The sequence below is a fragment of the Botrimarina mediterranea genome (assembly GCF_007753265.1).
Taxonomy (GTDB): Bacteria; Planctomycetota; Planctomycetia; order Pirellulales; family Lacipirellulaceae; genus Botrimarina; species Botrimarina mediterranea.
This window is the reverse complement of record NZ_CP036349.1, coordinates 5,364,043-5,390,110: the sequence shown is the minus strand read 5'-3', so window position 1 is coordinate 5,390,110 and position 26,068 is coordinate 5,364,043. Positions and strand designations below refer to the sequence as shown.

Genomic DNA, 26,068 nt, shown 5'->3' with positions numbered 1-26,068 from the left:
GGCTAATTGCAGGGGCGACGTCAATCTTGTTGTCGGGTCGGTGATTCGCCGCACAACTCGACATCGTGAATCGGCTACAATCAACCGTTCCCACTCTCCTCTCCCAAAGGGCGCCAGCCATGTCCGAGCGCATCAAGTGTTGCGACCGCCGCGAATTCCTCACCACCGCCGCGGCGGGAGCGGGTTTGGCCCTGCTTCCAGGAATTGGGCTGCCGGGCGCCGGCAAGGTTTGGGCAAAGCCTGCAGCAAGCGTCACGCCGGCATCGACGCCCGAGTCGCTTGTCAAAGTGCTCTACGAGTCGTTCACGCCGAAGCAGCGTGAGGCCGTGTGCTTCGCATGGGACCACGCCGGCCCCGAAGGCGGTCCGCTCCGGCGCCACGTGTCGGCGAACTGGGACATCACGGAGCACTACGTCACCGACGACTTCTACAACGCCGATCAGAAGGCGCTCGTCCGTTCAATCTACGAAGGCATCTACAACCCCGAGTGGGTCGAGCGAGTCGACAAGCAACTCGACGATGACGCCGGCGGCTTTGGCGAGCAGAACTCGATCGCCATTTTCGGCGAGCCGGGTTCCGAGCAGTGCGAGTTGGTGATGACCGGCCGGCACATGACGGTCCGCTGCGACGGCAACACGACGCCCAACTTCGCCTTCGGCGGACCGATCTTCTACGGCCACGCCGCCGAGGCGTTCGACGAAGAGGCCACGCACCCCGGCAACGTCTACTGGCCGCAAGCCGTCGCCGCCAACGCGCTCTACAAGATGTTCGATGGCGCGCAGCGCGACGTGGCCCTCGTCCGTACCGGCATGCCCGGAGAGAGCAACATCAACTTCCGCGACCCGCAGAAGCACCAGGGCATCCCGGTCGGGCAGCTCAGCGCCGACCAGCAACAGCACTTGCGCGAGGTGCTCGCCAAACTCGTCGAGCCTTACCGCCAGAGCGACCGCGACGAAGCGATGAACTGCCTGCTCGGCCAGTCGGTCGAAGGCCGCAGCGGTCTCGAAGCGTGCCACCTCGCTTACTTCGCCGAAGGCGACATCGGCGATGACGGCGTCTGGGACAACTGGCGCCTCGAAGGCCCGTCGTTCGTCTGGCACTACCGCGGCGCGCCGCACGTCCACGTGTGGGTGAACGTGGCGGATGATCCCAGCGTGCGTGTCACCACGGGTTAGTTCTTTATCCCCTCCCCTATTAGGGGAGCCCGTTTCCAGAAGAACGGGGGAGGGGTCTAAGTTGTCCGTGACGATGTCGGTTACTTAAACAGAAGTAGTGACCGTCTTGCGCCAAACATGCGACATCGTAACGGCCCATCAACACCCCTCCCCTAAAAAGGGGAGGGGAATAGTCGCTCGCGCTATCGTTCGAACGGCACGCCGATATCAACGACATGCACCTCGCCGAGGAACGCCTTCGCGGTCGGGTTGGCAAACCCTGCCTTGGGCGCCACGAACGTGCAGGTGTGATGCGCGCGGACGGTCGGCGTCCCAGGCGAACCGGTGTCGCAGTCCATGCCGCTGGGGAGATCGACCGCAAAGCGTTTGCCGTTCTCGCTGTTGATCCAGTCGATCAGCGTGTCGTAGGGCGGTCGCGGCGAACCGGTCGCGCCCGTGCCGAGCAGCGCGTCAACGATCCACGCCGCGTCGCGCGAGAGGGCGTCGAGTTCTTGAATGGCGAGGCCCGCATTGACGCCCGTCACGTCGAGGATCGGAACGCCACAATGCGTCAGCGCCCCGAACATCGCCAGCGCATCCCCTGCTAGCTCGGACGGCTTCGCGCCCAACGCGACTCGGCACTCGTGACCGCGGACCTTGAGGTGGCGCGCGATCACAAAGCCATCGCCCCCGTTGTTCCCCTTGCCGCAGACGATCAGCACCGGACCGTCGATACCAAGCCGTTCCATCACATCGACGCACCCGCGCCCCGCGTTCTCCATCAGCACCAAGCCCGGCAGGCAGAGCCGTTCGATCGCATCGCGGTCGAAAGCGCGGGCTTGGTCACGGGTGAGGGACGGTGGAGCCATGCGCGAATGCTAGCAAGGAGGTAATCCGGAACCAGCGCCAGCGGCGCGGTTCCGTCCCAGGAAAAAAAGGGCTCTTTCAGCGGCGCCCCGTGTGAGGCTCTAGGAAGCCGTTTACGGCGTTTTCGGGGCGAGGTGACCATGGGGTCAAGAGAGGAAGCGAAAGGCGGCTTATGGGCCCTCTATGCACGCCTAAACGCACGTCCAGGTGCCTAGTCCGGTCCCTAGGTCCCCGAACCTCCGGCAGCCGGGTCGGAGAGGCCTTGCCAGCGAGCCGGCTTTTCGCGACCCTCCGCCGCCCTGGGCCGCCGGCCCTGGGGTCTTCGTTCTACCACCGGTCTCGATGCGTCGCCTTCTTCTCGCCGCCGCTTTCGCTTCCGTAGGGTGCGCTGCGCCCCAGCTTGCGCAGAAGCCGGTCGTCGTTGAGGACGAAGAAGCCGTTGTCCGCGGGCAGGGTCCGATGGTCGTCGAGCCGGCCCCGTGGGGACCGAGCTACCTCGCGCCGGGCGAGTTGAGCTGCGACACCCCGGCCCCGCCGTTTGGGTTGGGGTACGAAATGGGCCCGCCCATTGGCGCGTTCAGCCAGCCGCCCCTTCTCGTTCCAAGAAACGGCCCCGTCCCCGGAGCGCCGGCGCCCAAGCCGCCGCAGCCCGCCGCCATGACGGCCGAACCGGGGTGGTTCGACGTACTGCCGCCCGAGGGCGGGCCGATCAGCGACGACTTTGGATTGCCGTCGCAGCCGGCAATCGAGAACCGCATCCCCAACCCGATGTACGTTCGCGCAGGCGATCCGGACATCGCTTGGGAAACGGTCGCCCGCGAGGCGAGCCGCTACTTCCCGATCCGCAGCGAGGAACGCGTCCGGCAGACCGGTTCGATGCTCACCGAGGGCCGCTTGGAAACGCAGTGGGCCTCGGGCTCGACGATCTTCGAGCCGTGGCGCCGCGACTCGGCCGGGGCGTTCAATCGTTGGCAGAGCACGTTGCAGACGATCCGCCGGCGGGCGGTGATCCGCGTTATCCCGGCCGCGGGGGGCTATGAGCTCGATGTCCGCGTCGATAAGCAGCTTGAGGACCTCAGCCGCCCCGAACGCGCCAGCGCCGGCGCCGCTTCATTGCGCAACGACGCCGCCCTCTCGGCAGACACCGGGGCGGTCGATCCGATCATCGGCTCGGACCGGTGGATCGACATCGGCCGCGACGAGGCCCTCGAGCAGCGAATGCTGGGGCGTCTGGCGGGCCAGTTCGGCGCGGGACGCTGAGCCTGCCGTCGTTTTTACGGCGGTGCGGTCGTGAACTATACTCATTGGTCCGGCTATCGGTGGCTGCCCGGCGACCAATGCGATCCAACTCCAAGCTTGTGATGGCGAATTACGACGCCGCGACAATCAATTCGCCGAATCCCCTGGCGCGATACGCTCACCGCACCCGCGTACGGCGTTCCCTGGAGTATGTCCGCCAGCGACTGGCGGAGGGCAGAGTGCTGGACTACGGCTGCGGGTCGGGGGTGATGATTGCCGCGCTGATCGACGAGAAGCCCGACTGCGCCGTGGGTTACGAGCCGTTCATGGACGAGCGCTGCCGGCCCGGCCTGCCGATCTTCGGCACGATGGACGAGGTCCAGCGGCACGGTCCATTCGCGACAGTCACCCTCTTCGAGACGATTGAACACCTGTCCGACGAAGAGCTGGATCGGTTCTTGTCCGACTGCGAGCAAGTGCTCGACCCGGGCGGTGCGATCCTGATCAGCGGCCCGATCGAGGTCGGCCCGGCGCTGTTTTTGAAAGAGTGCAATCGGTTCCTGATCCGACTGCGGCCGTCGGAGCATTACCCGGTGGAGTTCCTCAAGGCCAGCCTGTTGGGCGTCCCCGCCCGCCGCGCCAGCAACATCAAGACAAGCCACCGCGGTTTCGACTTCCGCCGGGCGATGGCGTCGCTCCGATCCAAGGGCTGGCGGACCGAGGTGCTCGCCTATTCGCCGCTGCCGATCGGCACCTGGTACGGCAACTCGCAGGTCTTCTTCCGGGCGACGCGCGACCGCTAGGCGATCCGTCTCCTAGGGCTGCCGGCGACAGGACCCCTCCGAACCCAAAAAAACCGGCTATTCGGCCGAATCCCGCCGAAAGTCGTGGCCGGTTCAGTTGACGCAGACCGCCAGTATGACCAATACTTGCGGGTCTCTCCGTCTGCCCGATCACCCTTGAAGGGGTGGTGGGTCCCCGATTCCCCTGTAGGAAAACACTTGTCCCGCTTCCGTACCGCCGAACGCCCGGCCGACCGCAAAGACAGTCAACGCATCAACGAGGCGATCCGAATCACCCCCATCCGTGTGATCGACGCGGAGGGCGAACAGCTCGGCATCATCCCGACCGAGGAGGCGCTGCAGCGCGCCCGCGACGCCGGCCTCGACCTGGTGGAGGTAGCTCCTACGGAGCGGCCCCCCGTCTGTCGGATCATGGACTACGGCAAGTTCAAGTACCAGCAGAAGAAACGGCACCACAAAGGCCACACGCACCAGAGCCAGAACAAAGAGATCCGGCTGCGTCCGAAGATCGGCGAGCACGACCTGATGACAAAGGTCAACAACGCCCGCAGCTTCCTTGAGAAGAAGGACAAGGTGATCTTCTCGGTCATCTTCCGTGGCCGCGAGAACGCCCACACCGACGAGGGCTTCAAGGTCATGCAGCGCGTGATCAAGGAGTTGGAAGACTGCTCCAAGCTCGAGCAGGGCCCCACGATGCAGGGCAAGCGGATCATTGCGACCATGGCGCCGAAGTAATCGCTTCGTTTCTGTGGGAGGGGTCTCCAGACCTCGATTGCGGTTCCGAGCCGTTACGGCATGGTGCGCGTCATCGGCGTCTGGAGACGCCTCCCACATTTTTAGCGACGCGTGCGCCTCGCCTTTTTTTGACGCCTTGGGCGCCCTACGATCGGCGGCATGAGCGACCCCACGCCAACGCCCCCGCAGTCCGCCGACGATCAGTACGTCTCGCCCCCGCCCGCCGAGTTCTCGGTTGAAGTTGGGGGCGAGCTCCGCGCGTCCGACTTGAAGTCGAAGCCGCGCCGCGGCGTGCGCCGTCGCCGGATCGGCCTGCCGGTCGGGCTCTTTATCGCCACCTGCGCGAGCACGCTCTGGGTCGGCGCCTCCGATTGGCGACCGCTCGAGCACATGGACACGTGGGACGCGATGGCCGTGACCCTGTCGGGCGGTTGGCGGCAGGGCGTCGTCTACATGCTCGCCGTGCTCGCCATCCTGCTGTCGCACGAGATGGGGCACTTCATCCTCACGCTCATCCACCGCATCCCCGCGAGCTACCCGCTCTGCATCCCCGTGCCGTTCAACCCGATCGGCACGATGGGCGCGGTCATCGGCATGGACGGCCTCCGCGCCAACCGGCGTGAGATCTTCGACATCGGTCTCGCCGGCCCAATCGCGGGGCTCATCGTCGCGCTGCCGATCCTCTGGTACGGCGTCGGACAACTCGACCTCTCGCAACGCCCGCAGGCGAACGAGATACAGCTCAACAGCCCGCTGGTGGTGAAGTGGATGATCGAGAGCCGCGACGCGTCACGGCCCGTCGTCGACGCCGCGGGTAACACCACGCTCAACAAAGGCGACTGGATCGGCATCTCGCAGGTCAACGCCTACTTCATGGCGGGCTGGGTCGGCATGCTCATCACCGGCCTCAACATGCTCCCCATCAGCCAACTCGACGGCGGCCACACCATCTACGGCCTCTTCGGAAAAGACGCGCACACCTTCGCGCGGGCGTTCATCGTCATCGCGATCACGTATGTGGTGATCAACCTCGATCAAGCGGCCGTGTGGACGCCGATGCTGATCCTGGTGATCCTGATGGGCGTCGATCACCCGCCCACGTCGGACGACACGATCGAACTCGACAACCGCCGCTGGATGATTGGCATGGCGTCGCTAGCGATCCCGGTGCTGTGCTTCCCGCTGTTGGGATTGAAGCAATGAAGACCTTGAGCCGAACGCGCTAGCGTCGGGCGCCATCGGATCTTGCTCAACCGTGGTGGCGCCCGACGCTAGCGCGTTCGGCTCAACGGCGATCGACTTGGTCGAACCACCGCAACCGTCCCAGCGTACCTCCTCCTACGCGTCCCCTCCCCAACTCCCTCCATCCTTGGAGCCCCGCCATGAGTTTTGACGTGAAAGGCCGTGTTGCGCTGGTGACCGGCGCCAACCGTGGCATCGGCAAAGCGATCGTGAAGTCGCTGGTCGATCACGGCGCCAAGAAGGTCTATGCGGCGGTAAGGTCGCTCGATTCGGCGGAACCCCTGGTCGGCGAGTGCGGCGCCATCGTCGCCCCCATCGAGATGGACCTGCAGAAGCCGGCGACCATCGAAGCGGCCGCGAAGACCGCGGCGGACGTGGACTTGGTGATCAACAACGCCGGCGTCTTCGGCAGCGCCGATCCTTTTGCCGACGATGTGTTCGAGAAGCTCGAGTACGAACTCGACGTGAACCTCTACGGCCTATTGCGGGTGGCGCGGGCGTTCGCGCCGGTGCTGAAGAAGAACGGCGGCGGCGCGTTCGTGCAACTCAATTCGGTGGTTTCGATCCGCAGCTTTTCGGTCGGCTCAACTTACAGCGCGTCGAAGGCCGCTTCCTACTCGATCACCCAGGCGCTCCACGACCTGCTCAAGGAGCAAGGAACCACCGTGCTGAGCGTCCACCCGGGTCCGATCGCCACCGACATGGCCGACCACGCCGGCCTCACCGACGCCGACCCACCGAGCGTCGTCGCCGAAGGCATCGTGGCGTCGCTCGCCGCGGGTGACTTCCACCTGTTCCCAGACAAGATGGCGAAGCAATTCGGCGAGGCCTACGCGAGCTACGCGAAGGCGATCGTCGAGGCGCCGATGGAGGTGTGAGGAGGAGCCATCAGCGGTCAGCCACGAGAGCGTGCTTCACCTAGCCTTAGCGTTTCTAGCCCCGCGCTGATCAACGGAGCAACGTGGGGACGTCTCGCGCAGAGACGCAGAGCAGGATGCCTTCAAGACTCACGCAAAGGCGCTAAGCCGCAAAGAACGCGTTCCTGCGCGATCGTTTGCGGCTGCGCTCGTTTCTCAACGACTTTGTCTTTGCGCCTTGGCGGCTTTGCGTGAGTCTTCGCTGCCTACCCTCTGCGTCTCCGCGTCTCTGCGCGAGACGCTGCGGCAAAACGAACGACGCTATCGCAGTCAGCGGTTGCTGGCCGTATCCGCGTCGGCGCTTGTTACGGCCTACGCTTCCGCCATCGGCGTGAGCCGATCACGGACCGCTGATAGCTGACCGCCTTCCCCAAATCGCCCCGTGCGCAGGAACCGCGCCGTCAACTCCGCCGTCTCTTTGGTCCACAAGACGCCCGTGTGCCAGCCGTTCACCGTGCAGTGGTCGGCGGCGCCTTCGAGCAGGGTCTGCTCGGGGTAGAGAACGCGGTCGTTGCTGGCGGCGATCACCCCCACGTCGATCCCCGCCGGCGCCGGGCCGAGACGGTTCACGAAGCTGTCGGGCGCGTCGACGAGTTCGACGAGCGTCGGCGCGATGAACCGGTGCGGCCGCACGATGAAGTTGTCCCACGCCGGATGACCACACTCGACCGCCAGCCGCGTCGCCATGTGCGAGCCGCGGTTCGGCGGGGCGATCTGCACGACCCGCCCAAAGTTCGGCGGCAATTCCTCACGCAGCGCGCAGCGGGCGACGATGCCCCCCATGCTGTGGACTACGAGGTGGACCCGGTCATAACTCGGCGCGACCCGACGCAACAGCGCCGCCAGGCGTTTGCCGAACGTCTCGTTCGACCACCACAGCGACGGGTAGCCGGTCAGCCGCGTCGTGAATCCCGCCGAGCGGAGCCGGGCCGCTAGCGGCGCCAGAAAGAACCGCGTCGAGGCGATGCCGTGCGTCAGGACGACCAACTCGCGCATCGGTTGCGGAGCGGCGGGCGGCGTGGCGTTGGAATCAGCGGGACCGATCATGGCGGCGAAGCTGGCGTGGGGTTGTCTGCTGCTACTTCTATACGCCGGTCACGCACGAATTGACCACAGCAATCGCTCCTATGAGGCTTCACGCCTTTGCGTGAGTCCTCCGGCGACCCGCGTCGCCGGCTCGCCTTCCTCTGCGTCTCTGCGCGAGACCTTTCAGAACTTCGGGCCGAAGTAGCGGATGGCGGCGATACAGATGGCGGCGCCGACCGTCGCGGACACGAGCGTCGCCGGGAAGCCGACCGCTTGGAAGCCGAAGATTCGGAAGACGAAGCCGCCGATGAACGATCCCAAGACGCCCACAAGCATCATGCCCAACACGCCCGCCCGGCCCGCCTCCATGAACCAGGTGGCGAGGTAGCCGGCAACGAGGCCGATGAACAGGAACCAGATCAGGCTGAGCATACAGGGCTCTTCGTTTACCGCGGGGGATTACTGCATCGCCGCGGCGCGGTCGGGGTAGACCGCCATCACCTCGTCGAGCCGCAGCATGTGCATCGCTTCGTGGGGGTGTTCTTGGAGGCCGCTGAGCCGCAGGCGGCCGCCGCCCATTGCGATGCGTTTGTGCAAACGCACCAGTTCGCTCATCAGGGCCGACGAGAAGAACGACACGTCGTCCATCTCGAGGACGACCTGCTGGGCGCCGCGGGCGTGGACCTCGTTCCAGAGGCCGTCGGCGAGCCTGAACTGCCCCGGGCCCCCGGGTGGGTGCAGCCGCACGCAGAGCCAGCCGCCGATGTCCTCGAAGGTCGACCGCCAGCCGTCGAAGAGGTCCACCGTCGAGGCCTCACTCATCGTAACCGCCTAGAGAAGGAACCACAGATGCACACGGATAAACACGGATGCTTTATCGCTGTTGACGCAGTTTAGCCTTGGTTGCGTCAGCAATGCAAAGAGTTGTAGGAGCCTGCAGCAGTATGCAGCTACTCCTTTCAGCTCTTCATCCGTGTCCATCGGTGTTTATCTGTGGTTCCAAAAAAATCACGGCGCCAGAAGGAGGCGGCCCGGGGCGGCGAGGAAGCCCTTCAGTTCGTTGACGAAGCGGGCGGCGTCGGCGCCGTCCACCACGCGGTGGTCGTACGTCAGCGACAGGGGCATCACCAGCCGCGGCTCGATCTTCGCGTCCTTGCCCTTGCCAATCACCCACGGCAGCATGCGGCTGCGGCCGACCAGCAAGATCGCCACTTCGGGCGGATTGATGATGGGCGTCGAGTACGTGCCGCCGACCGCGCCCATGTTGCTGATCGTGAACGTGCCGCCGCGCATCTCGTCGATGGCGAGCGCTCCCTCCCGAGCCTTGTCCACCAAGCGGTCGAGTTCGCGGGTGATCTGCGAGATGCTCAGCCGGTCGGCGTCGCGGATCACCGGCACCACTAGGCCGCGATCGGTGTCGACCGCCACGCCGATGTTGACGTACTCCTTGTAGATCACCTCGCCCGCTTCCATGTCGACCGAGGCGTTGACGATCGGGTGCCGCTTTAGCGCGCCGGCGATCGCCTTGATCAGGAACGGCATCTGCGTGAGCTTGAGGTCCTGGGCGGCGTAGTCTTCTTTGCTCGCCAGGCGGATCTCTTCGAGCTCCGTGACGTCGACGTCGTCGAAGTTCGTCAGCTGCGGGATGGTCGTGTAGCTAGCGACCATGTTCTTGGCGATGGTCTGCCGCATGCGCGACATCCGCTCGCGACGTACGGCGCCCGCGGCGTCGCTGCTGGGCACGCCGGGCCCACCGCTCGGCGCCGCCGCGCGGGCCTGCTCTTGAGCAGCGCGGACGTGGGCCTGCACGTCGTCCTCGGTGATGCGACCGCCCGAACCGCTGGCTTGAACGCGACGCAAATCGACGCCCAGCTCCCGAGCGAGGCGACGCACCGAGGGGCTTGCCGCGGCCGAGGCGCCTTGGCTCTCGCTCGCGACGGCGGCCGGCGCCGGCTTCGCGGCGGGGGCGACGGGCTTCGGCGCAGGCTCGGCCTTCGGGTGGTGAATGCCATCGGCGAGGTCCTCGGCCTGGGCGTCGCCATCGGCGTCGTCGTCAGCGGGTTGGGGCTCCGCCTTCTTCGCCGTCTCTTGCTTCGGAGCCGGCTTGGGCTCTTCCGCCTTGGCCTCTGCCTTCGGTGCCTCGGGCTTTGGCGCTTCTTCCTGCTTCGGTGCTGCCTCGCCCGCTTCGATCTCGAAGATCGCCGCGCCGACGGCCACCGTGTCCCCTTCTTTCACGAGGACCTTGGTGATCTTCCCGGCCGACGGGCTGGGGACCGGGACGGTCGCCTTGTCGGTCTCGATCTCCAGCAGGTCCTGCTCGACGGAGACGGTGTCCCCCTCCGACACGAGGATCGAAAGGATGTCGCCCGACTCGATGTTCTCGCCGAGGCTGGGGAGGGTGATTTCAGATGGCATGGCGACTATTGCTGCTATTGTTGGAACCGCGAATCGACGCGAATTATCGCGAAGAAGATCAATTAGCGTCGATTCGCGTTATTCGCGGTTTCACTTCTTTGAATCAGATTGGGCTACGCGTACAGCGGCGACTTCTTCTCGCGGTCATAGCCGAGGTCGTTGATCGCTTGATCGACGACGCTCGCGTCGAGCTTGCCGTCGCGGCTGAGCTTGTAGAGCGTCGCGATGACGATGCTCTCCTTGTCCACCTCGAAGTGGCGGCGGAGGTTCTCGCGGCTCTCGCTGCGGCCCATGCCGTCGGTCCCGAGGCAGTACATCCCGTTGGGGGCGTACGGCAGGAGCTGCTCCGACAGGGCGCGGAGGTAGTCGCTGGCGGCGATGATCGGGCCCTCGGCGCCGGCCATCTGCTGCTCGAAGAACGAATGCCGACGCGGCGCCGCCGGGTTGAGCATGTTCCAGCGCTCGCACTCTTGCGCGTCGCGACGCAGCTCGGTGTAGCTAGTGACGCTCCAGGCGTCGCTCGACACGCCGTAACGCTCGGCGAGGATCTTCTGGGCGTCGAGCGTGCTGTGCAGGATCGAGCCCGAACCGAAGAGCTGCACGTGGTGCTGCTTGTTCTGAGCATCGACACTGCTCACCTTGTGCATGCCGCGGACGATCCCCTCGATGACCGCCGGGTCGGGCTGACCGTCGGCGCCCTTGGGGATCTCCGGCATCATCACGTTTTCGTTCTCGACCATGATGTAGTAGATGCACGTCTCGTTCTCGACGTACATCTTCTGCAGGCCATGGAAGACGATGACGGCCGTCTCGTAGGAATAGGCCGGGTCGTAGGCGCGGACGGTGGGGAACGCGATGGCGTTCACCAGCGAGTGGCCGTCTTGGTGCTGGAGCCCCTCGCCGTTGAGCGTGGTGCGCCCCGCGGTGCCGCCGAGCATGAAGCCCTTGGCCCGCATGTCGGCGGCGGCCCAGATCAGGTCGCCGATGCGTTGGAAGCCGAACATCGAGTAGTAGATGAACATGGGGATCATGTTCACGCCGTGCGAGCTATAGGCGGTGCCCGCGGCGTTGAAGCTGCTCATCGAGCCCGCTTCGGTGATGCCCTCTTCGAGCAGCTGGCCGTCCTTCGCTTCCTTGTAGTAAGCGAGTTGATCGGCGTCGACCGGCTCGTAGAGCTGGCCGGCGTGGGCGTAAATGCCGATCTGGCGGAACAAGCCCTCCATGCCGAAGGTGCGCGACTCGTCGGGGACGATCGGCACGATCTGCTTGCCGATCTTCTTGTCACGCAGCAGGTCGCTCAGCAGGCGGACGAAGCCCATCGTCGTGGACATTTCCTTGCCGGGCGCTTGGCTGACGAGCTTGTCGAGCGTCTTGCCGTACTCGGCGAGCGTCGGCACCTCCATGGTCACCGGCTGCGTCGAGCGCGCCGGCACCGAGCCGCCCAGCGCTTCGCGGCGCTCGCGGAGGTACTTCATCTCGGGGCTGTCCTTCGGCGGCCGGTAGAACGGCGCCTCGGCGACGCGCTCGTCGCTGATCGGGATGCCGAACCGCGTGCGGAACTCGCGGAGCTCTTCCTCGTTGAGCTTCTTGTTGTTGTGGGTCATGTTGCGACCCTCGCCCGCCTCGCCGAGGCCGTAGCCCTTGATCGTCTTGGCGATGACGACGGTCGGCTTGCCGTTCTTCTGGGTGACAGCGCGTTGGTAGGCGGCGAAGACCTTCTCGGGGTCGTGGCCGCCGCGCTTCATCTTCTCGAGTTTCTTGTCGGCGAAGTTCTTCACGCGCTCGGCGAGCTCGGGGTACTTGCCGAAGAACTTCTCACGGATGTAATCGCCGCCGGCGACGACGTACTTCTGGTACTCGCCGTCAACGACTTCCATCATCCGTCGAGCGAGCAAACCGTCGTGGTCGGCTTCGATCAGCGGGTCCCAGTCGCCGCCCCAGACGACCTTGATGACGTTCCAGCCGGCGCCGCGGAACGCGCCTTCGAGTTCTTGGATGATCTTGCCGTTGCCACGCACCGGCCCGTCGAGCCGTTGCAGGTTGCAGTTGATGACGAAGATCAGATTCTCAAGATGCTCGCGCGACGCGAGCGTGATGGCGCCGAGCGTCTCGGGCTCGTCGCACTCGCCGTCGCCGAGGAAGGCCCAGACGTGCTTCTTCGAGCAGTCCTTGATGCCGCGGTCGGTGAGGTACTCGTTGAAGCGGGCCTGGTAGATCGCCATGATCGGCGCGAGGCCCATCGACACCGTCGGGAACTCCCAGAACTCGGGCATCAGCCACGGGTGCGGGTAGCTAGAGAGCCCGCCCCCTTCGCCCATCTCGCGGCGGAAATTGACGAGGTTCTGCTCGGTGAGCCGGCCTTCGAGGAAGGCGCGGCTGTACATGCCCGGGGCGGCGTGGCCTTGGTAGTAGACTTGGTCGCCCGAGAAGCCGTCCTCGCCGCGGCCCTTGATGAAGTGGTTCAGCGCGACTTCATACAGCGTTGCCGAACTGGCGAACGTGCTGATGTGACCGCCCGGCGAAGCGGGGTCGCGGTTGGCGCGGGTGACCATCGCCATCGCGTTCCAGCGGACGTAGCTCTTGATGCGCCGCTCCAACTCGCGGTCGCCCGGGTAAGCGGGCTGATCCGTCCGGGGGATCGTGTTGACGTAAGGCGTCGTCGCCGTGAACGGCAACTCGACGCCGCTCCGCACCGCGGCCGACTCGAGCGCAGCGAGCAGTTCTTGCGCGCGCTCGGGGCCACGGTTCTCCAGGACATACTCGAGCGATTCGAGCCATTCGCTCGTTTCGACCGGGTCCACGTCGTTAGGAATCGGCGAGGCGGGAACTTTGGCGTTGGCGCTGGCCATAGGAGTACCTAGGTCGGATTAACCACAGAGCTCATCGAATGCCCAATGACCAAATCCCAATGACCAATGCAGCTAGTTTCGAGCATTGGTCATTGGGGCTTGGTCATTGGTCATTCATAGATTCTCACTCGGTGGTGGACTCTTTACTTACGTTTTGGCTTGTAAATCTCTGTCGCCGTGCCCAGGTGGACTTCGCCGGCGAAGGCGATCGTTTCGCTGAGCGTTGGGTGCGGGTGGATCGAGCTGGCGATGTCGTGGACGTTGCAGCCCATCTCGATGGCGAGCACGGCTTCGGCGATCAGCTCGCCGGCGCCGGAGCCAACAATGCCGCAACCCAGCACACGCTCGGTCTTAGGGTCGATGATCCACTTGGTGAGGCCGTCGGTGCGGCCGTTGGCGGTCGCCCTACCAGAGGCCTGCCATGGGTAGGTGGCGACCTCGACCTCGCGGCCCGCCTTCTTGGCTTCCTCGACGGTGAGGCCGGCCCACGCGATCTCGGGATCGGTGAACACGACGGCGGGGATCGCCTGGGCGTCGAACGCCGACGGCTTGCCGGCGATCACCTCGGCGGCGATGCGGCCCTCGTAGGCGGCCTTGTGGGCGAGCATTGGGTCACCCGCCACGTCGCCGATCGCGAAGATGTTCGGGTCGCTGGTCCGCTGCTGCGTATCGACCTCGACGAAGCCGCGCTCGTTGACCGTGACCTTCGTGTTCTCCAGGCCGAAGCCCTTCGACACGGGCCAGCGGCCGATCGAGACCAGCACGCGGTCGAACTTGACCGTGTCGTTCAGCTCGGGACCTTCGATCTGCACCTCGACCTTGTCGCCCACATCCTTGAGCCCCGCCACCTTATGATTAAGCAGCACGTTGGCGAACCGCTCCTTCACCCGCTTGGCCAGCGGGCGGACGAGGTCACGGTCGGCGCCCGGGAGCAGGCCGTCGGCGAGTTCGACGACCGTCACCTTCGAGCCGAGCTCGTGGTAGACCGTCCCCATCTCGAGGCCGATATAGCCGCCGCCAACCACCAGAAGTGACTCGGGGATGTCCACCAGCGCCAGAGCGCCGGTCGAATCCACCACGCGCGGCGAACCAATGTTGAGGAACTTCGGCATCGCCGGGACGCTGCCGGTCGCCAGGATGCAGTAGTCGAACGTGAGCTGCTCGTCACCGACGATCGTTGAGGCGCCTTTGACGGGCTCCAAATTGAGAGTCTTCGAATCGACGAAAACGCCGCGGGCGTGGATCCGCTTCACCTTGCGGGCGTCGGCGAGCTTCGCCAGACCGCCGGAGAGGGTCTCGATAACCTCTTCCTTGCGGGCGCGGACCTTGTTGATGTCGATCGAGGGCTTCGCGAACTCGACGCCCCAGTCGGCCAGCTCCTCGGCCTCGGAGATCACCTTGGCGGTGTGCAGCAGGGCCTTGCTGGGGATACAGCCGCGTAGGAGGCACGTGCCGCCCAGACGCGGGTCGGCTTCGACGATTGTCACTTCCAGGCCAAGGTCGGCTGCCAGAAACGCAGCGGCGTAGCCGCCCGGTCCGCCGCCAAGAACTACCACCTGAGAGTGCATCGTCGATTCGGGTCCTGTAGCGGGGCCAGCAGTTGGTGGGAGGCTCTGATAGGAGAGACGCACGCCGAGCGGGCGACGTTCGGCCCCTCTCTCACCTACAAGGGAGACTCGGCTTATCGACGCTGCCGCAAGGGCGGGCTGAGCCGGCTGCGACGGTTCTGCGTCCGTCAGCGTAAATCTATTCCGCCAAAGCCGTTACAGCCCCTAGAGTTTACCCACGGCGTCGGGAGGCACAATGGGCTGAACAAGACAGGCAAACGCGACAAAAAGGGCGCTTCGGCGAGCCGGCGACGTCAGTCGTCGGAGGAACTCGGGGCCCGCTTCACTCCGACGACTGACGTCGCCGGCTCGCCGCCCCTCTCTATGTTGGGTTGTGTACCCGCTGCAACTCCGGGCGCGGACGCTCCCGGCTCCCCGTCACTCGGGTTGGAGTACGGTTCCCACGGCCAGCGCTGCCCCGCGCAGCCACTCCTCCGCCGCCATCCGTCGCTTGCCCGCGGGTTGGACCTCGAGCAGCTCGACGGCGCCTTCGCCGGTCGCGACGACGAGCCGTTTGTCGACCGCCAGCACCTCGCCGGGCAGCCCCTCGCCGGGGACGATCTCGACCCGGTCCACGGAAAGCCGCAAAGGCTCGCCTTTGGGTTGGGGTACGTACGCGTACGCCCGGGGCCAGGGCTGGAGGCCGCGGACTTGGTTCTTGATCGCCGGGGCGGGGCGGGACCAGTCGATCCGGCCGTCCTCCTTCTTGAGCCGCGGCGCCTTCGTCGCCAGTGACTTGTCTTGCGGCGTCCCCGAAGCCGTCCCGCTAGCAAGCTCGTTGACCACGCGCAGCGTGACCTCGGCGCCGAGCCGCGACAGGCGGTCTTCGAGCTCGCCGGAAGTCTCCTCGGAGCCGATCGGCGTACGGACCTCGCCAAGGATCGGCCCGGCGTCGAGCCCCGGCGTCATCTGGATGACCGCCGCGCCGGTCTCCGCGTCGCCATTGAGGACCGCCCACTGCACCGGCGCCGCGCCGCGGTACTTGGGGAGCAGCGACCCGTGCAGGTTGATCCCGCCCAGCCGCGTCGCGCCGAGGGCGTCCGGCTTCAAAATCTCGCCGTAGTCACACACAACGAGCAAGTCGGCCTCATAGCCGGCGAGCCGAGCGACCGACTCGGGCAGGTTCACGCTCTCCGGCTGCCAAAGCGGCAAGCCGAGCTCTTCGGCCGCCGCCGCCATCGGAGCGGGCGGTTCCCCCTTGCGCCCCCGCGGCGGCCGCGTCACCACGGCCAGGACCTCGTGCGCGCTGCTCGCCACCAGCGCCCGCAGCGAAGGCACAGCAAACGGCCCGGTTCCTAGAGCAACAATCCGCATCGGTTCTTCCAAAGTAGGGGAACCACAGATGGACACAGATAAACACGGATGAAAAAGGACAGGACGGCGCTGCCAAGAAATCCACTCGACGAATTTGTCTTATCTGTGTGCATCCGTGTTCATCTGTGGTTCTTTCATTTAGCAGCGGAGAGCTTCGAGTTCGGCGAGCCGCGCGAGGATCGTTTCTTCGCTCGGCACGTCGCCGGTGTTTTGGCGGCTCTGCCAGTCGACTTCCAGCTCGTAGAGGTCGTCATCGACCTCGGCCCGTTCGGTCGGCGTCATCTTGTCGATAAAGAGGATGCCGTCGAGGTGGTCGGTCTCGTGTTGGATGACGCGGGCGAGCATCCCTTCGACGGTCTCGTCGATCTCGTTGCCGGCCAAGTCGTACGCCTGCACACGGATCGACGTGTTGCGGATCATCGGCCCGCGGACCTCGGGGAGGCTCAGGCAGCCTTCGCTCATGGTCGTCTGACCTTTCCCCTTCGAGAGGACCGGGTTGATGAGCACCCGCTCATGCTCCGGCTGGTCGGGGTCGCCAGTCACGTTGATGACGAACATCCGGTAAGGAAGATCGACCTGATTGGCCGCGAGGCCGATCCCTTCGTGCTCGTACATGAGCGCGAGCATCTCCGCGGCCCAGTCCCGGAGTTGCCGATCGACCTTTGCTAGCGGCTTCGAGACGTGCCGCAGCGTGGGGTGCGGGTAGTGGACGATTTCCAGCGGCAAGACAGCGGCTCCGTGCGAAGGGCTTTTGGTGGAACGGGTAATATACAGCGTAACGGGCTGGTGATGCACTCCGGTCGCTGACGCTCCCGGCTCGCCTACGGCTTGCTGGCGAGCCGGGAGCGTCAGCGACCGGGGTGCGCCACGGACCAAGCGCCCCATCAACAACGCGCCAGCGTCGCCATTGGAGCCAACCGCCCCCCACTGCTAGTCTCCCAACCCCATGCTCGCCCCGATTACCGACCGCCGCACGCGCACGCTCGCCTGGGCGACTTCGCTCGCGGTCCACTCGATGCTCTCGGCGGGCGCCTTCTGGGCGGGCGCGCAGGGCGGGACCGAGGCGGGCGGCGACTCCGAGTCGCGCGAGATCGGCATCGTGTTGCGCGAGTCGAGCCTGCCGCCGTCGCCGTTCGAGTCCGACTCGCTCAGCGACGCCGACGTCCCCACGCCGGTGGAAGCGACGCCGATCGAGACCGCGCCGACCGAAGCCGCGTCGCTCGCGCCGAGCGCCTTCAGCGACCTGCTCGAACAACTCGTCGAACCGAAAGACCCGGGCGCCGGCCCCAAGGCGTCGGCCGGCGGCCCGAGCGCCGCGGCGTCCGCGCCATCGGGCGGGAGGCCGAAGCTGCCGATCGGTAAGGCGCGGGTCGAGTTCCTCGGCGTCGAAGGCGTCGGCTCGCGGTTCGTCTATGTGCTCGACCGTTCGATCAGCATGCAGGGCGCGCCGCTCCGCGCGGTGAAGACGCATCTCATCGCCAGCCTCGAGGGGATCGGCCCGGCGCAACAGTTCCATATCCTGTTCTTCAACTCGCGGACCTCGTCGCTCGACCTCACCGGCGGCCAACGCCGCGTCGCGTACGGGACCGACGAGAACAAGACCCGCGCCGCCAAGTTTGTCCTCAGCGTCAACGCCGATGGCGGCACCGTCCGTGAGACCGCCCTCGAAGAAGCGTTCGCCTTCCGGCCCGACGTGATCTTCTTCCTCACCGACGTGGACACGCCGATGACGGCGGGCCAGCTCGCCGAAGCGATCGCCGACGCCGCCGGCAGCGTCGCCATCCACACGATCGAGTTCGGCAAAGGCCCCAGCGACGGCCGCCGCAACTTCCTCGTGGAGCTCGCCGAAGGGACCGGCGGCCAGCACGCCTACGTCGACACGTCGATGCTGTCGCGGTGAGTGGCTGGCCCCCCCATCCGTGAGGCAGTGGGAGTGGCGGTCGTGAACGTCCATTCAGGCGTGCGAGGATGGCCCTAGAGTCGCTTCTAATCGTCCGGACGACCAAAGTGTCGACCCCGGGGTTCGGACGCGTTAAAGGGCCTCCTAGCGGCTCCTGGGGGCTCCCCCGGGAAGGCCCCGATCCGCCTTCGCGCGTCCGCGGCTTTTCGTGAGACTGGCGTCTGAGCCCCGCCGCGATGATTCGGCCCGCCCCCACGATTCTGCCAGCCTTATGCCGATCCCCCTCTTTGCCGACGCCGCCTGGGCCTGGCAGCTCATTACCTCCGGCGGCGTCGTCGGCATGGTCCTGTTGGGTCTGCTGCTGGTGCTGTCGCTGGCGGCGCTGGCGCTAGCGGTCGAGCAGTTGGTCTCGCTGCGGGTGTCGCGCCTCGTTCCCGAGGGGCTCGCCGCCCGGGTCCGCAAGCTGCTCGAGGGGGGCGACCTCGCCGGCGCCCGCAAGGCGTGCGCCGACGGCGGCATGCTGGGCGACCTGCTAACGACCGCGATCGACGAAGCGACCGAGATCGCTGACGTCGCCGCCCCCGCCTGGCCCGCGGTGGAGAAGGCGATGGAGGAAGAGGCCGCGTCGTACGCGGCCCGGCTCGCCCGGCCGCTCGACTACCTTTCGCTGATCGGCAACCTGGCGCCGATGGTGGGTCTGTTGGGAACCGTGGTCGGCATGATCTTCGCCTTCCGCGAAGTCGCCGAGACCCAGGGCGCCGCCACCGCCGCGCAGCTCGCCAGCGGCATCTACCAAGCCCTGGTGACGACGGTCGGCGGCCTGATGGTGGCGATCCCGTCGCTCGGCGCCTACACGGTGCTGCGCAACCGCGTCGATGCGATCGCCGCCGACGCCGTCGTCGAAGCCGAGTCCGCCACGCGGCCGCTGAAGCGAGCGCTGTCCGGCGCCAAGCCGATCCGCCTGCAACCACCGCCGGGCGTCATCGGATGAATCGTCACCTACCTATCGGCGTTGCCGCAGAATCCCCCCTCCCTTTTAGGGAGGGGATGGGGGAGGGTCTCGACACCCCGCAACGATGTCGGCTGTTTGGTGAGTCAGTCGTAAAGTGTCGGTACTCAACGCGGCGTTACGCAGGACGCCGCCGACCCTCCCCTAACCCCTCCCTGATAGGGAGGGGGATATTCGCCAACCTCGACGGAGGTCGGTGATGCGGGCTCCGGTTCGAGATGCGCGGTCGCGCGCCGCGGGTGAGCTGAATATGACGCCGATGATCGACGTCGTATTTCTGTTGATCATCTTCTTCCTCGTCAGCAGCCACCTCGCGCGCCGTGAGAGCCGGCTGGCGCTCGACCTGCCGACGGCGGCGACGGGGCAAGCGGACGACGACCCCTCGCCACGTCTGACGATCAACGTCGCCGCCGACGGCGCGTTGTCGCTCGGCGCCGAAGCGATTGACCCTACGCAACTCACCGAGCGATTGCGCGCTCAGAGCGAGGCCGAAGGCGACGCGCTACGGGTGCGGCTACGCAGCGACCGGGCGGCGCCGTACTCGGCCGTCGAGCCGGCACTGGCGGCGTGCGCCGAGGCGGGCGTTGAGGACATCGCGCTGGCGGTCTATGGCAAGGAGGCCCGGCGATGAAGGCGCCCGCCCTCCCACGCCGCGGCGGCGGCAACCCGATCGGCGCGGTGATGACGCCGATGATCGACGTGGTCTTCCTGCTGCTGGTGTTCTTCCTCTGCACGTCGTCGTTCGAAGAGCCCGAACAGAACCTCGCCGCCAGCCTCGTCGTCGCCCAGCAGACGCCCGGCGCTGGCGCCGCGATGACGCCGCCGCCCGAGCTGGAAGACGTGAAGATCGTCGGCGAGATGCGCGGCGACTCGACGCTGTGGACGGTCAATGGCGGGCGACAAACGACGGACCTCGCCGAGCTGACAACGCTGCTGAAGCAACTCGCCGCGATCGATCGCGCGCTACCGGTGACGATCGACGCCGGCGCGGCCGTGCCAATGCGCGACGTCGTCGGCGCGTACGATGCGGCAAGGGCCGCGGGCTTCGGTCGGGTGCTGCTCGCGGCAGATGCGCTGCCGGGGGAGACCAAGCCATGAGGTGCGGACAGTTGTTCCCCTCCCATGTAAGGGGAGGCCCTTTCTCCCAGGGAATGGGGGGAGGGGCGAGAACGCTCAATAAGGTGCGGACGGGGTACCGAACCAAATCACTCGTGCACTCGCCAAACCGAGCGACATCGTTGCGGAGTATCAAAACCCCTCCCCTAGCCCCTCCCCTGAAAGGGGAGGGGAACTACGCGCTTCGCTTGTTGCTGCTGGTAACGTTGTTTGTGGCGTCGCCCTGTAACGCTCAGCTCTCGCTCGACGCCGAGCTTGATCGCGCGGCGGCGCGGTACGCTCCGGCGGCGACGCCGGCGCCGGAGAAGGTGGACGCGCTCGTGGCCGAGGCGGCTGAGCATTATCGCGCCAAGCGTATCGACGACGCGGTGGCGGCGCTCGACCGGGCGGCGGGCGTGGCGTTCGCGGCGGAGGCGACGGGCAAGGCTTTCGAGCTGTCGCTCACCGCGGCCGAGATGCTCCGCAAAGCGGGCAGCGCCGCGGAAGCGGCAGAGCGGTTCCATCAAGCGGCGCTCAGCAACACCCGCGACCCCCGCGCAGCGCAGGCGCACGCGACCGCGATCGAGGTCTTGGGGGCGACGCTCGACGGCGCGCCGGCCGAGCGACTCGACCAATACGCCAAGCTGCTCGACCAGCACCTCAGCATCTGGCCCGAATCGGCTGCCGCCAACACGGTGCGCTGGCGCCGCGTCGAGCTCGTCGCGCGCCGCGGCCAGTGGGACGCGTTGCTCGCCGCGGTGCGAAGCGTAGGCCCTGACGACCCGCATTTCGATCGCTCGCGCGAACTGCTGGTGTCGGCGTACGCGGGGCTGCTCGTCGAGGATCGCTCGCCAAAGCGCTTCGACGCGGCGCGCGACGAGTTGCAGCCGCTGATCTTCGTCGATCCGCGGGCGTGGCCCGCCGAGTGGTCGCCGCTGCAGCGCGAGGCGGCGCTAGTGCTCGCTCGCGCCGCGGTCGATCAACACGCCGAGGGTTTGGAATATGGCAAGCGGCTCTTGGTGCACGCGCTCGACGACCCGCCGCCGCCCGAGCCGGCCTGGCGGCGCCGGGCGGCCACGTTGCTGGTCGTCGCGATGCTCGCCGGCGGTGAGATGACCGAGGCGGACGATTGGTTGCGAAGCGTCTATAAGGGCAAGTCAGCGGAGCGAGAGCAACTGCTGATCACGACGCTCAATCACTTGCGGACGGACCCCGGCGTCGGCGCCGGGGCCGATCGGTTGCTGCGGAGCCTCGGCGCGCTCGAAGGCGAGGTCCGACAAGACGCCCAGTCCGCCGCCGCTCTTGTCGCCGCAGGCCGCGACAACGAAGCGCTACAGCTCTACAAGCAACTCGCCGCCGAGCGCCCCGACGACCGCGGCGTGCAGATCGAGTATGCGAAGCTGCTCGGCTCGAGCACAGACGCCAAGGACCGCGAAGCGTCGCTCGGACGATGGCGGCTTATCGAGTCGCGGAGCGAAGCGGGGTCCGACGGTTGGTTCGAGGCGAGGCTCCAGCGCCTGCGCCTGCTCATAGCGACGGGCAAACGTAACGACGCCAAGAAGCTGTTAGCGCTGACGCGGCTCTTAGCGCCAACACTCGGCGGCGATGAGCGGCGGGCGGAGTTCGAGCAGATCGCGCAGCAGCTCGAACAAGCGTCGCAGTGAGGTGTGGCGAGCCCACGATGTTAATCGTGGGTGGAACCCTGGCCAACTTGTCGAATCGAATGGCGCTTCCCACCCACGATTAACATCGTGGGCTCGCCATCTTCTCAGTGGGTGATCTGCTCGAAGCTCTCGATCGTCTCATGCGGCGGTTCGATGGGCGACGCCGCTGCGTTCCCCGGTCGCACGACGAGCGCTGTTTGCATCCCCGCGGCGCGGGCCGCGTTGAGTTCTTCGGTGATGTCGCTGAGGAAGAGCACTTCCGCAGGCGCGAGGCCCCAGGCGTTGGCGATCGCCGTGTAGCTCGCCGCTTCACGCTTCGGGCCGGTCGTGGTGTCGTAGTGGCCGCTGAAATAGGACAGCAGGTCGCCGGCTTCGGTGTGGCCGAAGAAGAGCCGTTGGGCGTGGATGCTGCCGGAGGAGTAGACCCGCACGTCGAGTCCCGCCTCACGCCACGCGGTGAGGGCCGGCGGCACGTCGGCGAAGACGTGGGCTTGCAGCTCGCCCGAATGGAAGCCCGCTTCCCAAACAAGACCTTGCAGCGTCTTGAGACCGGTGGCTTTGACGTCGCCATCCATCAGCCGCAGCGCCTCGGCCGTTAGCTCGTCGGGCGTCGCCAAGTCACGGCCCGCGTCCGCGGCGAACTGCTCTCTCACGCTCGCCAACGCGTCATCGTCCCAATGCTGGGCGACATAGCTGGCGATCCCCTTACGAGCGAAGGGGAACATCACGTCGTAGACGTAAGCAACCGCCGAGGTCGTCCCCTCGATGTCAACAAGAACGCCCCGACCGGTGAAGTGCATCTTCTCCACTGCTGTTTTGAACTACAAAGGAACGAAGGAACCAAGGAAGCGGTTAGTCCGATAGTCTGGTAGTCCGTTAGGAGAAAGTTTGCCGACCAACCCTAACGGTATACCGGACTATCCACCTAATGTCCTTCTTTGTTCCTTCGTTCCTTTGTGGTGATTTCTTTTTCAAAGCCGGACCGGCCCGTCGCCGAGGGCGGCGCTGGCGGCTTCGGCGGTGAGGAAGTTGGGGCCCCAGCAGACGGGCGGGTGCTCGACGTGCACGCCATTGTCCATGTACTCGGGGGTCCAGCCCGCCATCTCTTGGAAGAGGCGGATGCAGCGGATCGTGCGGTCGTTGCAGAGGTGGAACCAGTGCTTCGTGCCGCGCGGAACGTTGATGAGGTCGCCGACGCCCACCTCGATCGCGAACACCGGGTCGCCGTTCTCCGGATTGACCCAGAAGACGCCGTGGCCGCGGACGGTGAAGCGGACCTCGTCCTCGGAATGGGTGTGCTCCTTGTCGAAGCGGGCGAGCATCGCGTCGAGGTTCGGCGTCTCGGGCGAGACGTTGATCACGTCGGCCGTGACGTAACCGCCGGCGACCTTGAGCCGCTCGATCTCGGGCTCGTACGCGGCGAGGATCTCCTCGGCGGTCGCGTCGTCACCGATGCGGCCCTCAACGTCCCACCGCTCGTGCCAGATGCCGTAGGGCTTGAGGAACGCGGCGATCTCGGCGGCGTCGTCGAGCTGGGTGTTGGTGGCGGGGACTTTGACGGTAGCCATTTTGGGAGGGGCCAGGGGCTGAGGGGCCAGGGGCTAAGGGAACGCGCTGTCGCGATTGGGTGGCGAGCCGGGTGGCGTCAGCCCCCGGAGTGAAGTGGACGCCAACTCACCTCAAAGACAGCTTGCGTCCCTCACACTCGAACAAAAACTCCAACGCCTCGACACACGCCCGCGCGCCGTCGAGGTCGCTGGCCCAAGTATACAGCCCGTGCTTGTGGATCAAGAAACCGTAACGGACCGCTTCGTCGCCCGCTTTGATTCTCTCGCTGAGTTCAGCAGAGAGGGCGGCGATGTCCTGGGTGTTCGGGAAAATGGCCAACTCGACGGACGTGTCGTGCGTCTTGATCCCGGGGAGGGCCTTGAGCATCTCGTAGCCCGATAGCGTCAGGACACCAGTTGTGGCGTAGGCGTCCGACAGCAGCGTCCCCCAGACCGAGTGGGTGTGGACAATCGCCCCAGCGCCCGCGTCGCGGCCGAGGACGACGTGCAGCATGGTCTCGGCGGACGATTTGGGGGCACCAGGCTCGATGGCGGCGCCCGTGTCGTCGATGAGGACGAAGTCGTCGGTCGTCAGGCGGTCCTTGTGCTTGCCGCTGGCGGTGACCAGGAGGCGCAAGGGGTCCGCGGAGAGCCGCACGCTGTAATTGCTGCTGGTGGCGCGGGACCAGCCCTCGGCGTGCATCTGGGCGCCAAGGGCGACGAGCCCCTCGGCGGCGGCCCGGCGAGCGGCGGGCGAAATGTCGGCGGCAACGGCGGTGGACATGCCGTCAATCGTCGCAGACGAAAACGGAACCGCCAAGACGCCGGGGCTGCGCCAGATCCCAATGTCCAAGCCCCAATGACCAATGAAGGAGGAGAGGCCAGGGGCTAGGGGCTAGGGATGAGGGATAGTCCGTGCGGCAGCACGCCATTGGTCATTGGGGCTTGGTCATTGGTCATTCCTTCCCAGGCCCCTTGCCGGTCCGGTTATCCCGATCGCGTCGGCCTTTCTGTCGCGGGGCGGCGCTAGTTGGGTTTGGCAAACCGGAACGGCTGCATAAGATTCGGCGGTTGGGTCGATTCTTTTCTTTGCCTCCCTTGGCGCTCACGCTGTTGGGCTTGCGACCCGCCCGCTGGCCGCCGCCCGACAGATGGACTCCCTCTCCGCTGGAACGCCCGCCTGTGAATGTCCTTTTTGCTACGACCGAGGCGACGCCGTTCTGCAAGACGGGCGGCCTGGGCGATGTGTGCGGCTCGCTCCCGATCGCGTTGCGACAGCACGGGGTGAAGCCGGTGCTGTTCATGCCGGCGTTCCGCCAGGCGATGGAGTCGGGCCAGCCGATCGAGCCGACGGGCATCCACTTCGAGGTGCCGATCGGGCGCAAGAAAGTGGTCGGCGAGTACCTCCGCAGCACGCTCCCCGGGAGCGACGTGCCGGTCTACCTCGTCGAGCAGCACGGCTACTACAACCGTCCCGCGCTGTACCGCGAAGCGGCGGGCGACTACGTCGATAACTGCGAACGGTTCGTCTTCTTCAATCGGGCGATCCTCGAAGCGGTCGACCTGCTCGGGCTCGACGTCGATGTGATCCATTGCCACGACTGGCAATCGGGTCTGATCCCGACCTATCTGCAAACGCTGTACGCCGACCGCTCGTCGCTCGACCACGTGACGACGCTCTATACGATCCACAACCTCGCCTACCAGGGGAGCTTCTGGCACTGGGACATGGAGCTCACCGGCCTCGGCTGGGAGCACTTCAACTGGCGTGAGGTCGAGTTCTACGGACGGATCAACTTCATGAAGGCCGCGCTGTCGCAGGCCGACGTGATCAGCACCGTCAGCCCGCGCTACGCCCAGGAGATCCTCGACCCGCCGATGAGCTGCGGGCTGGAGGGCGTGCTGCGTCATCGCCAGAGCGACCTTACCGGCGTGCTCAACGGCGTCGACTACGGCCAGTGGAGCCCGGCGACAGACCCGTTCTTGTCCTCCAATTACGGCGTCGAGAACTTCGTCGAAGGCAAAGCCGCCTGCAAGCGCGCCCTGCAACAAGAGATGGGGCTGCCGATGCGCGACGACGTTCCGCTCTTGGCGAACATCGGGCGGCTCGCGGATCAGAAGGGCTTCGACCTGATCTCGGACGTCATGCCGCGGCTTGCCGAATCGCTCGAGGCCCAGTGGGTGCTGCTCGGCACCGGCGAGCCGCACTACGAACAGATGATGCTCCGCCTCGCGGCCGAGCACCCCGAGCGTGTCGCCGTGCGGGTCGGCTTCTCGAACGAGCTGGCCCACCGCATCGAAGCCGGCGCCGACATGTTCTTGATGCCCAGCCGCTACGAGCCCTGCGGGCTCAACCAGATGTACAGCCTCAAGTACGGCGCCGTGCCGATCGTCCGCGAGACGGGCGGCCTCGCCGACACGATCACCAACGCGACCGAGTACACGCTCGGCGACCGGACGGCCAACGGCTTCTCGTTCGCCGACGCTTCGGCCTACGCCCTGTCGATGGTCATCGACCGGGCGGTGCGGGCCTACCGTCAACCGGAGTTGTGGCGGCAGATCGTCGAGACGGGCATGAATCAAGACTGGTCGTGGGACCGCAGCGCTCGGCAGTATGTCGAGCTGTACGAGCGGACGATGGCCAAAGCGCCCGCGATGGCGTAGCAGCCGAGGTGACTGGGGCTA

The 26,068-nt window shown here is 66.2% G+C and carries 24 protein-coding genes; 12 read left to right on the top strand and 12 right to left on the bottom strand.

The window, feature by feature from the left end; all coding sequences use genetic code 11:
* The first annotated feature begins 119 nt into the window (after positions 1-119).
* Positions 120-1,175 (top strand): DUF3500 domain-containing protein, encoded by a 1,056-nt coding sequence (locus tag Spa11_RS20700; protein ID WP_145116363.1) that lies wholly within the window; start codon positions 120-122, stop codon positions 1,173-1,175.
* A gap of 182 nt (positions 1,176-1,357) precedes the next feature.
* Here Spa11_RS20700 and Spa11_RS20695 read toward each other — a convergent pair whose 3' ends face one another.
* The gene (locus Spa11_RS20695; RefSeq protein ID WP_145116361.1) at positions 1,358-2,023 is read right to left on the bottom strand and encodes an NAD(P)H-hydrate epimerase; all 666 of its coding nucleotides are present in this window, start codon (positions 2,021-2,023) and stop codon (positions 1,358-1,360) included.
* A gap of 340 nt (positions 2,024-2,363) precedes the next feature.
* Between Spa11_RS20695 and Spa11_RS20690 the strand changes: the two genes are divergently transcribed.
* From Spa11_RS20690 to Spa11_RS20670, 5 genes are all read left to right on the top strand, one after another.
* Complete coding sequence (locus tag Spa11_RS20690; protein WP_145116359.1) at positions 2,364-3,281, top strand: hypothetical protein; 918 nt, start codon at positions 2,364-2,366, stop codon at positions 3,279-3,281.
* Positions 3,282-3,358: 77 nt separating this feature from the next.
* Entirely contained in the window at positions 3,359-4,063 is a 705-nt protein-coding gene (locus Spa11_RS20685; RefSeq protein WP_145116357.1) for a class I SAM-dependent methyltransferase, read from the top strand.
* A 198-nt stretch (positions 4,064-4,261) separates the two neighbouring features.
* Positions 4,262-4,798 (top strand): translation initiation factor IF-3, encoded by a 537-nt coding sequence (gene infC / locus Spa11_RS20680; RefSeq protein ID WP_145116355.1) that lies wholly within the window; start codon positions 4,262-4,264, stop codon positions 4,796-4,798.
* 159 nt (positions 4,799-4,957) lie between these two features.
* Complete coding sequence (locus Spa11_RS20675; RefSeq protein WP_145116353.1) at positions 4,958-6,001, top strand: site-2 protease family protein; 1,044 nt, start codon at positions 4,958-4,960, stop codon at positions 5,999-6,001.
* Between the two features lie 179 nt (positions 6,002-6,180).
* Positions 6,181-6,918, top strand: coding sequence for an SDR family oxidoreductase (locus Spa11_RS20670; RefSeq protein ID WP_145116351.1), 738 nt, complete (start codon positions 6,181-6,183; stop codon positions 6,916-6,918).
* A gap of 351 nt (positions 6,919-7,269) precedes the next feature.
* On the opposite strand, the gene Spa11_RS20665 is transcribed toward Spa11_RS20670, so the two are convergent.
* The 8 genes from Spa11_RS20665 to def all read right to left on the bottom strand — a co-directional run bounded on the left by Spa11_RS20665 (position 7,270) and on the right by def (position 16,894).
* A complete protein-coding gene (locus tag Spa11_RS20665) occupies positions 7,270-8,004 on the bottom strand; it encodes an esterase/lipase family protein (RefSeq protein WP_145116349.1) in 735 nt (244 codons plus the stop codon).
* Positions 8,005-8,166: 162 nt separating this feature from the next.
* The gene (locus tag Spa11_RS20660) at positions 8,167-8,415 is read right to left on the bottom strand and encodes a GlsB/YeaQ/YmgE family stress response membrane protein (protein WP_145116347.1); all 249 of its coding nucleotides are present in this window, start codon (positions 8,413-8,415) and stop codon (positions 8,167-8,169) included.
* 27 nt (positions 8,416-8,442) lie between these two features.
* On the bottom strand, positions 8,443-8,805 hold the full coding sequence (locus tag Spa11_RS20655; protein ID WP_145116345.1) for an STAS domain-containing protein: 363 nt from the start codon (positions 8,803-8,805) through the stop codon (positions 8,443-8,445).
* Positions 8,806-8,991: 186 nt separating this feature from the next.
* Positions 8,992-10,398, bottom strand: coding sequence for a 2-oxo acid dehydrogenase subunit E2 (locus Spa11_RS20650; protein ID WP_145116343.1), 1,407 nt, complete (start codon positions 10,396-10,398; stop codon positions 8,992-8,994).
* A 113-nt stretch (positions 10,399-10,511) separates the two neighbouring features.
* The gene (gene aceE, locus Spa11_RS20645) at positions 10,512-13,247 is read right to left on the bottom strand and encodes a pyruvate dehydrogenase (acetyl-transferring), homodimeric type (protein ID WP_145116341.1); all 2,736 of its coding nucleotides are present in this window, start codon (positions 13,245-13,247) and stop codon (positions 10,512-10,514) included.
* Between the two features lie 143 nt (positions 13,248-13,390).
* Positions 13,391-14,815, bottom strand: a complete 1,425-nt coding sequence (lpdA, locus tag Spa11_RS20640) for a dihydrolipoyl dehydrogenase (protein WP_145116339.1) — start codon at positions 14,813-14,815, stop codon at positions 13,391-13,393.
* Positions 14,816-15,232: 417 nt separating this feature from the next.
* Positions 15,233-16,168: a methionyl-tRNA formyltransferase gene (gene fmt / locus Spa11_RS20635; protein ID WP_145116337.1), complete on the bottom strand. Its 936-nt coding sequence runs from the start codon at positions 16,166-16,168 to the stop codon at positions 15,233-15,235.
* A gap of 138 nt (positions 16,169-16,306) precedes the next feature.
* A complete protein-coding gene (gene def, locus Spa11_RS20630) occupies positions 16,307-16,894 on the bottom strand; it encodes a peptide deformylase (RefSeq protein WP_145116335.1) in 588 nt (195 codons plus the stop codon).
* A 220-nt stretch (positions 16,895-17,114) separates the two neighbouring features.
* Here def and Spa11_RS20625 point away from each other — a divergent pair, with 220 nt between their 5' ends.
* The 5 genes from Spa11_RS20625 (at position 17,115) to Spa11_RS20605 (ending at position 21,836) form a co-directional block, all read left to right on the top strand.
* Entirely contained in the window at positions 17,115-18,068 is a 954-nt protein-coding gene (locus Spa11_RS20625) for a vWA domain-containing protein (protein WP_145116333.1), read from the top strand.
* Between the two features lie 271 nt (positions 18,069-18,339).
* Positions 18,340-19,059: a MotA/TolQ/ExbB proton channel family protein gene (locus Spa11_RS20620; protein ID WP_145116331.1), complete on the top strand. Its 720-nt coding sequence runs from the start codon at positions 18,340-18,342 to the stop codon at positions 19,057-19,059.
* A gap of 217 nt (positions 19,060-19,276) precedes the next feature.
* Positions 19,277-19,708, top strand: a complete 432-nt coding sequence (locus tag Spa11_RS20615; protein WP_145116329.1) for an ExbD/TolR family protein — start codon at positions 19,277-19,279, stop codon at positions 19,706-19,708.
* Positions 19,705-20,175 carry an ExbD/TolR family protein gene (locus tag Spa11_RS20610; protein ID WP_145116327.1) on the top strand — a complete coding sequence of 157 codons (471 nt, stop codon included), beginning with the start codon at positions 19,705-19,707 and terminating at the stop codon, positions 20,173-20,175. Before Spa11_RS20615 ends, Spa11_RS20610 begins: the two co-directional genes overlap by 4 nt.
* 209 nt (positions 20,176-20,384) lie before the next feature.
* Positions 20,385-21,836, top strand: a complete 1,452-nt coding sequence (locus Spa11_RS20605; RefSeq protein WP_145116325.1) for a hypothetical protein — start codon at positions 20,385-20,387, stop codon at positions 21,834-21,836.
* A gap of 104 nt (positions 21,837-21,940) precedes the next feature.
* On the opposite strand, the gene mtnC is transcribed toward Spa11_RS20605, so the two are convergent.
* The 3 genes from mtnC to mtnB form a co-directional block, all read right to left on the bottom strand.
* On the bottom strand, positions 21,941-22,636 hold the full coding sequence (mtnC, locus tag Spa11_RS20600; RefSeq protein ID WP_145116323.1) for an acireductone synthase: 696 nt from the start codon (positions 22,634-22,636) through the stop codon (positions 21,941-21,943).
* Between the two features lie 171 nt (positions 22,637-22,807).
* Positions 22,808-23,404, bottom strand: a complete 597-nt coding sequence (locus Spa11_RS20595; RefSeq protein ID WP_145116320.1) for a 1,2-dihydroxy-3-keto-5-methylthiopentene dioxygenase — start codon at positions 23,402-23,404, stop codon at positions 22,808-22,810.
* Between the two features lie 106 nt (positions 23,405-23,510).
* Positions 23,511-24,167 (bottom strand): methylthioribulose 1-phosphate dehydratase, encoded by a 657-nt coding sequence (gene mtnB / locus Spa11_RS20590; RefSeq protein ID WP_145116317.1) that lies wholly within the window; start codon positions 24,165-24,167, stop codon positions 23,511-23,513.
* A gap of 398 nt (positions 24,168-24,565) precedes the next feature.
* Here mtnB and glgA point away from each other — a divergent pair, with 398 nt between their 5' ends.
* Entirely contained in the window at positions 24,566-26,047 is a 1,482-nt protein-coding gene (gene glgA / locus Spa11_RS20585; RefSeq protein WP_145116315.1) for a glycogen synthase GlgA, read from the top strand.
* The last annotated feature ends 21 nt before the right edge of the window (positions 26,048-26,068 follow it).

Bases quoted from the DNA above. Each gene is read 5' to 3' on its own strand.
- Spa11_RS20700 (WP_145116363.1), top strand. From the start codon at position 120: ATGTCCGAGCGCATCAAGTGTTGCGACCGCCGCGAATTCCTCACCACC.
- Spa11_RS20695 (WP_145116361.1), bottom strand. From the start codon at position 2,023: ATGGCTCCACCGTCCCTCACCCGTGACCAAGCCCGCGCTTTCGACCGC.
- Spa11_RS20690 (WP_145116359.1), top strand. From the start codon at position 2,364: ATGCGTCGCCTTCTTCTCGCCGCCGCTTTCGCTTCCGTAGGGTGCGCT.
- Spa11_RS20685 (WP_145116357.1), top strand. From the start codon at position 3,359: ATGCGATCCAACTCCAAGCTTGTGATGGCGAATTACGACGCCGCGACA.
- Spa11_RS20675 (WP_145116353.1), top strand. From the start codon at position 4,958: ATGAGCGACCCCACGCCAACGCCCCCGCAGTCCGCCGACGATCAGTAC.
- Spa11_RS20670 (WP_145116351.1), top strand. From the start codon at position 6,181: ATGAGTTTTGACGTGAAAGGCCGTGTTGCGCTGGTGACCGGCGCCAAC.
- Spa11_RS20665 (WP_145116349.1), bottom strand. From the start codon at position 8,004: ATGATCGGTCCCGCTGATTCCAACGCCACGCCGCCCGCCGCTCCGCAA.
- Spa11_RS20660 (WP_145116347.1), bottom strand. From the start codon at position 8,415: ATGCTCAGCCTGATCTGGTTCCTGTTCATCGGCCTCGTTGCCGGCTAC.
- Spa11_RS20655 (WP_145116345.1), bottom strand. From the start codon at position 8,805: ATGAGTGAGGCCTCGACGGTGGACCTCTTCGACGGCTGGCGGTCGACC.
- Spa11_RS20650 (WP_145116343.1), bottom strand. From the start codon at position 10,398: ATGCCATCTGAAATCACCCTCCCCAGCCTCGGCGAGAACATCGAGTCG.
- aceE (WP_145116341.1), bottom strand. From the start codon at position 13,247: ATGGCCAGCGCCAACGCCAAAGTTCCCGCCTCGCCGATTCCTAACGAC.
- lpdA (WP_145116339.1), bottom strand. From the start codon at position 14,815: ATGCACTCTCAGGTGGTAGTTCTTGGCGGCGGACCGGGCGGCTACGCC.
- fmt (WP_145116337.1), bottom strand. From the start codon at position 16,168: ATGCGGATTGTTGCTCTAGGAACCGGGCCGTTTGCTGTGCCTTCGCTG.
- Spa11_RS20625 (WP_145116333.1), top strand. From the start codon at position 17,115: ATGCTCGCCCCGATTACCGACCGCCGCACGCGCACGCTCGCCTGGGCG.
- Spa11_RS20620 (WP_145116331.1), top strand. From the start codon at position 18,340: ATGCCGATCCCCCTCTTTGCCGACGCCGCCTGGGCCTGGCAGCTCATT.
- Spa11_RS20615 (WP_145116329.1), top strand. From the start codon at position 19,277: ATGCGGGCTCCGGTTCGAGATGCGCGGTCGCGCGCCGCGGGTGAGCTG.
- Spa11_RS20610 (WP_145116327.1), top strand. From the start codon at position 19,705: ATGAAGGCGCCCGCCCTCCCACGCCGCGGCGGCGGCAACCCGATCGGC.
- mtnC (WP_145116323.1), bottom strand. From the start codon at position 22,636: ATGCACTTCACCGGTCGGGGCGTTCTTGTTGACATCGAGGGGACGACC.
- Spa11_RS20595 (WP_145116320.1), bottom strand. From the start codon at position 23,404: ATGGCTACCGTCAAAGTCCCCGCCACCAACACCCAGCTCGACGACGCC.
- mtnB (WP_145116317.1), bottom strand. From the start codon at position 24,167: ATGTCCACCGCCGTTGCCGCCGACATTTCGCCCGCCGCTCGCCGGGCC.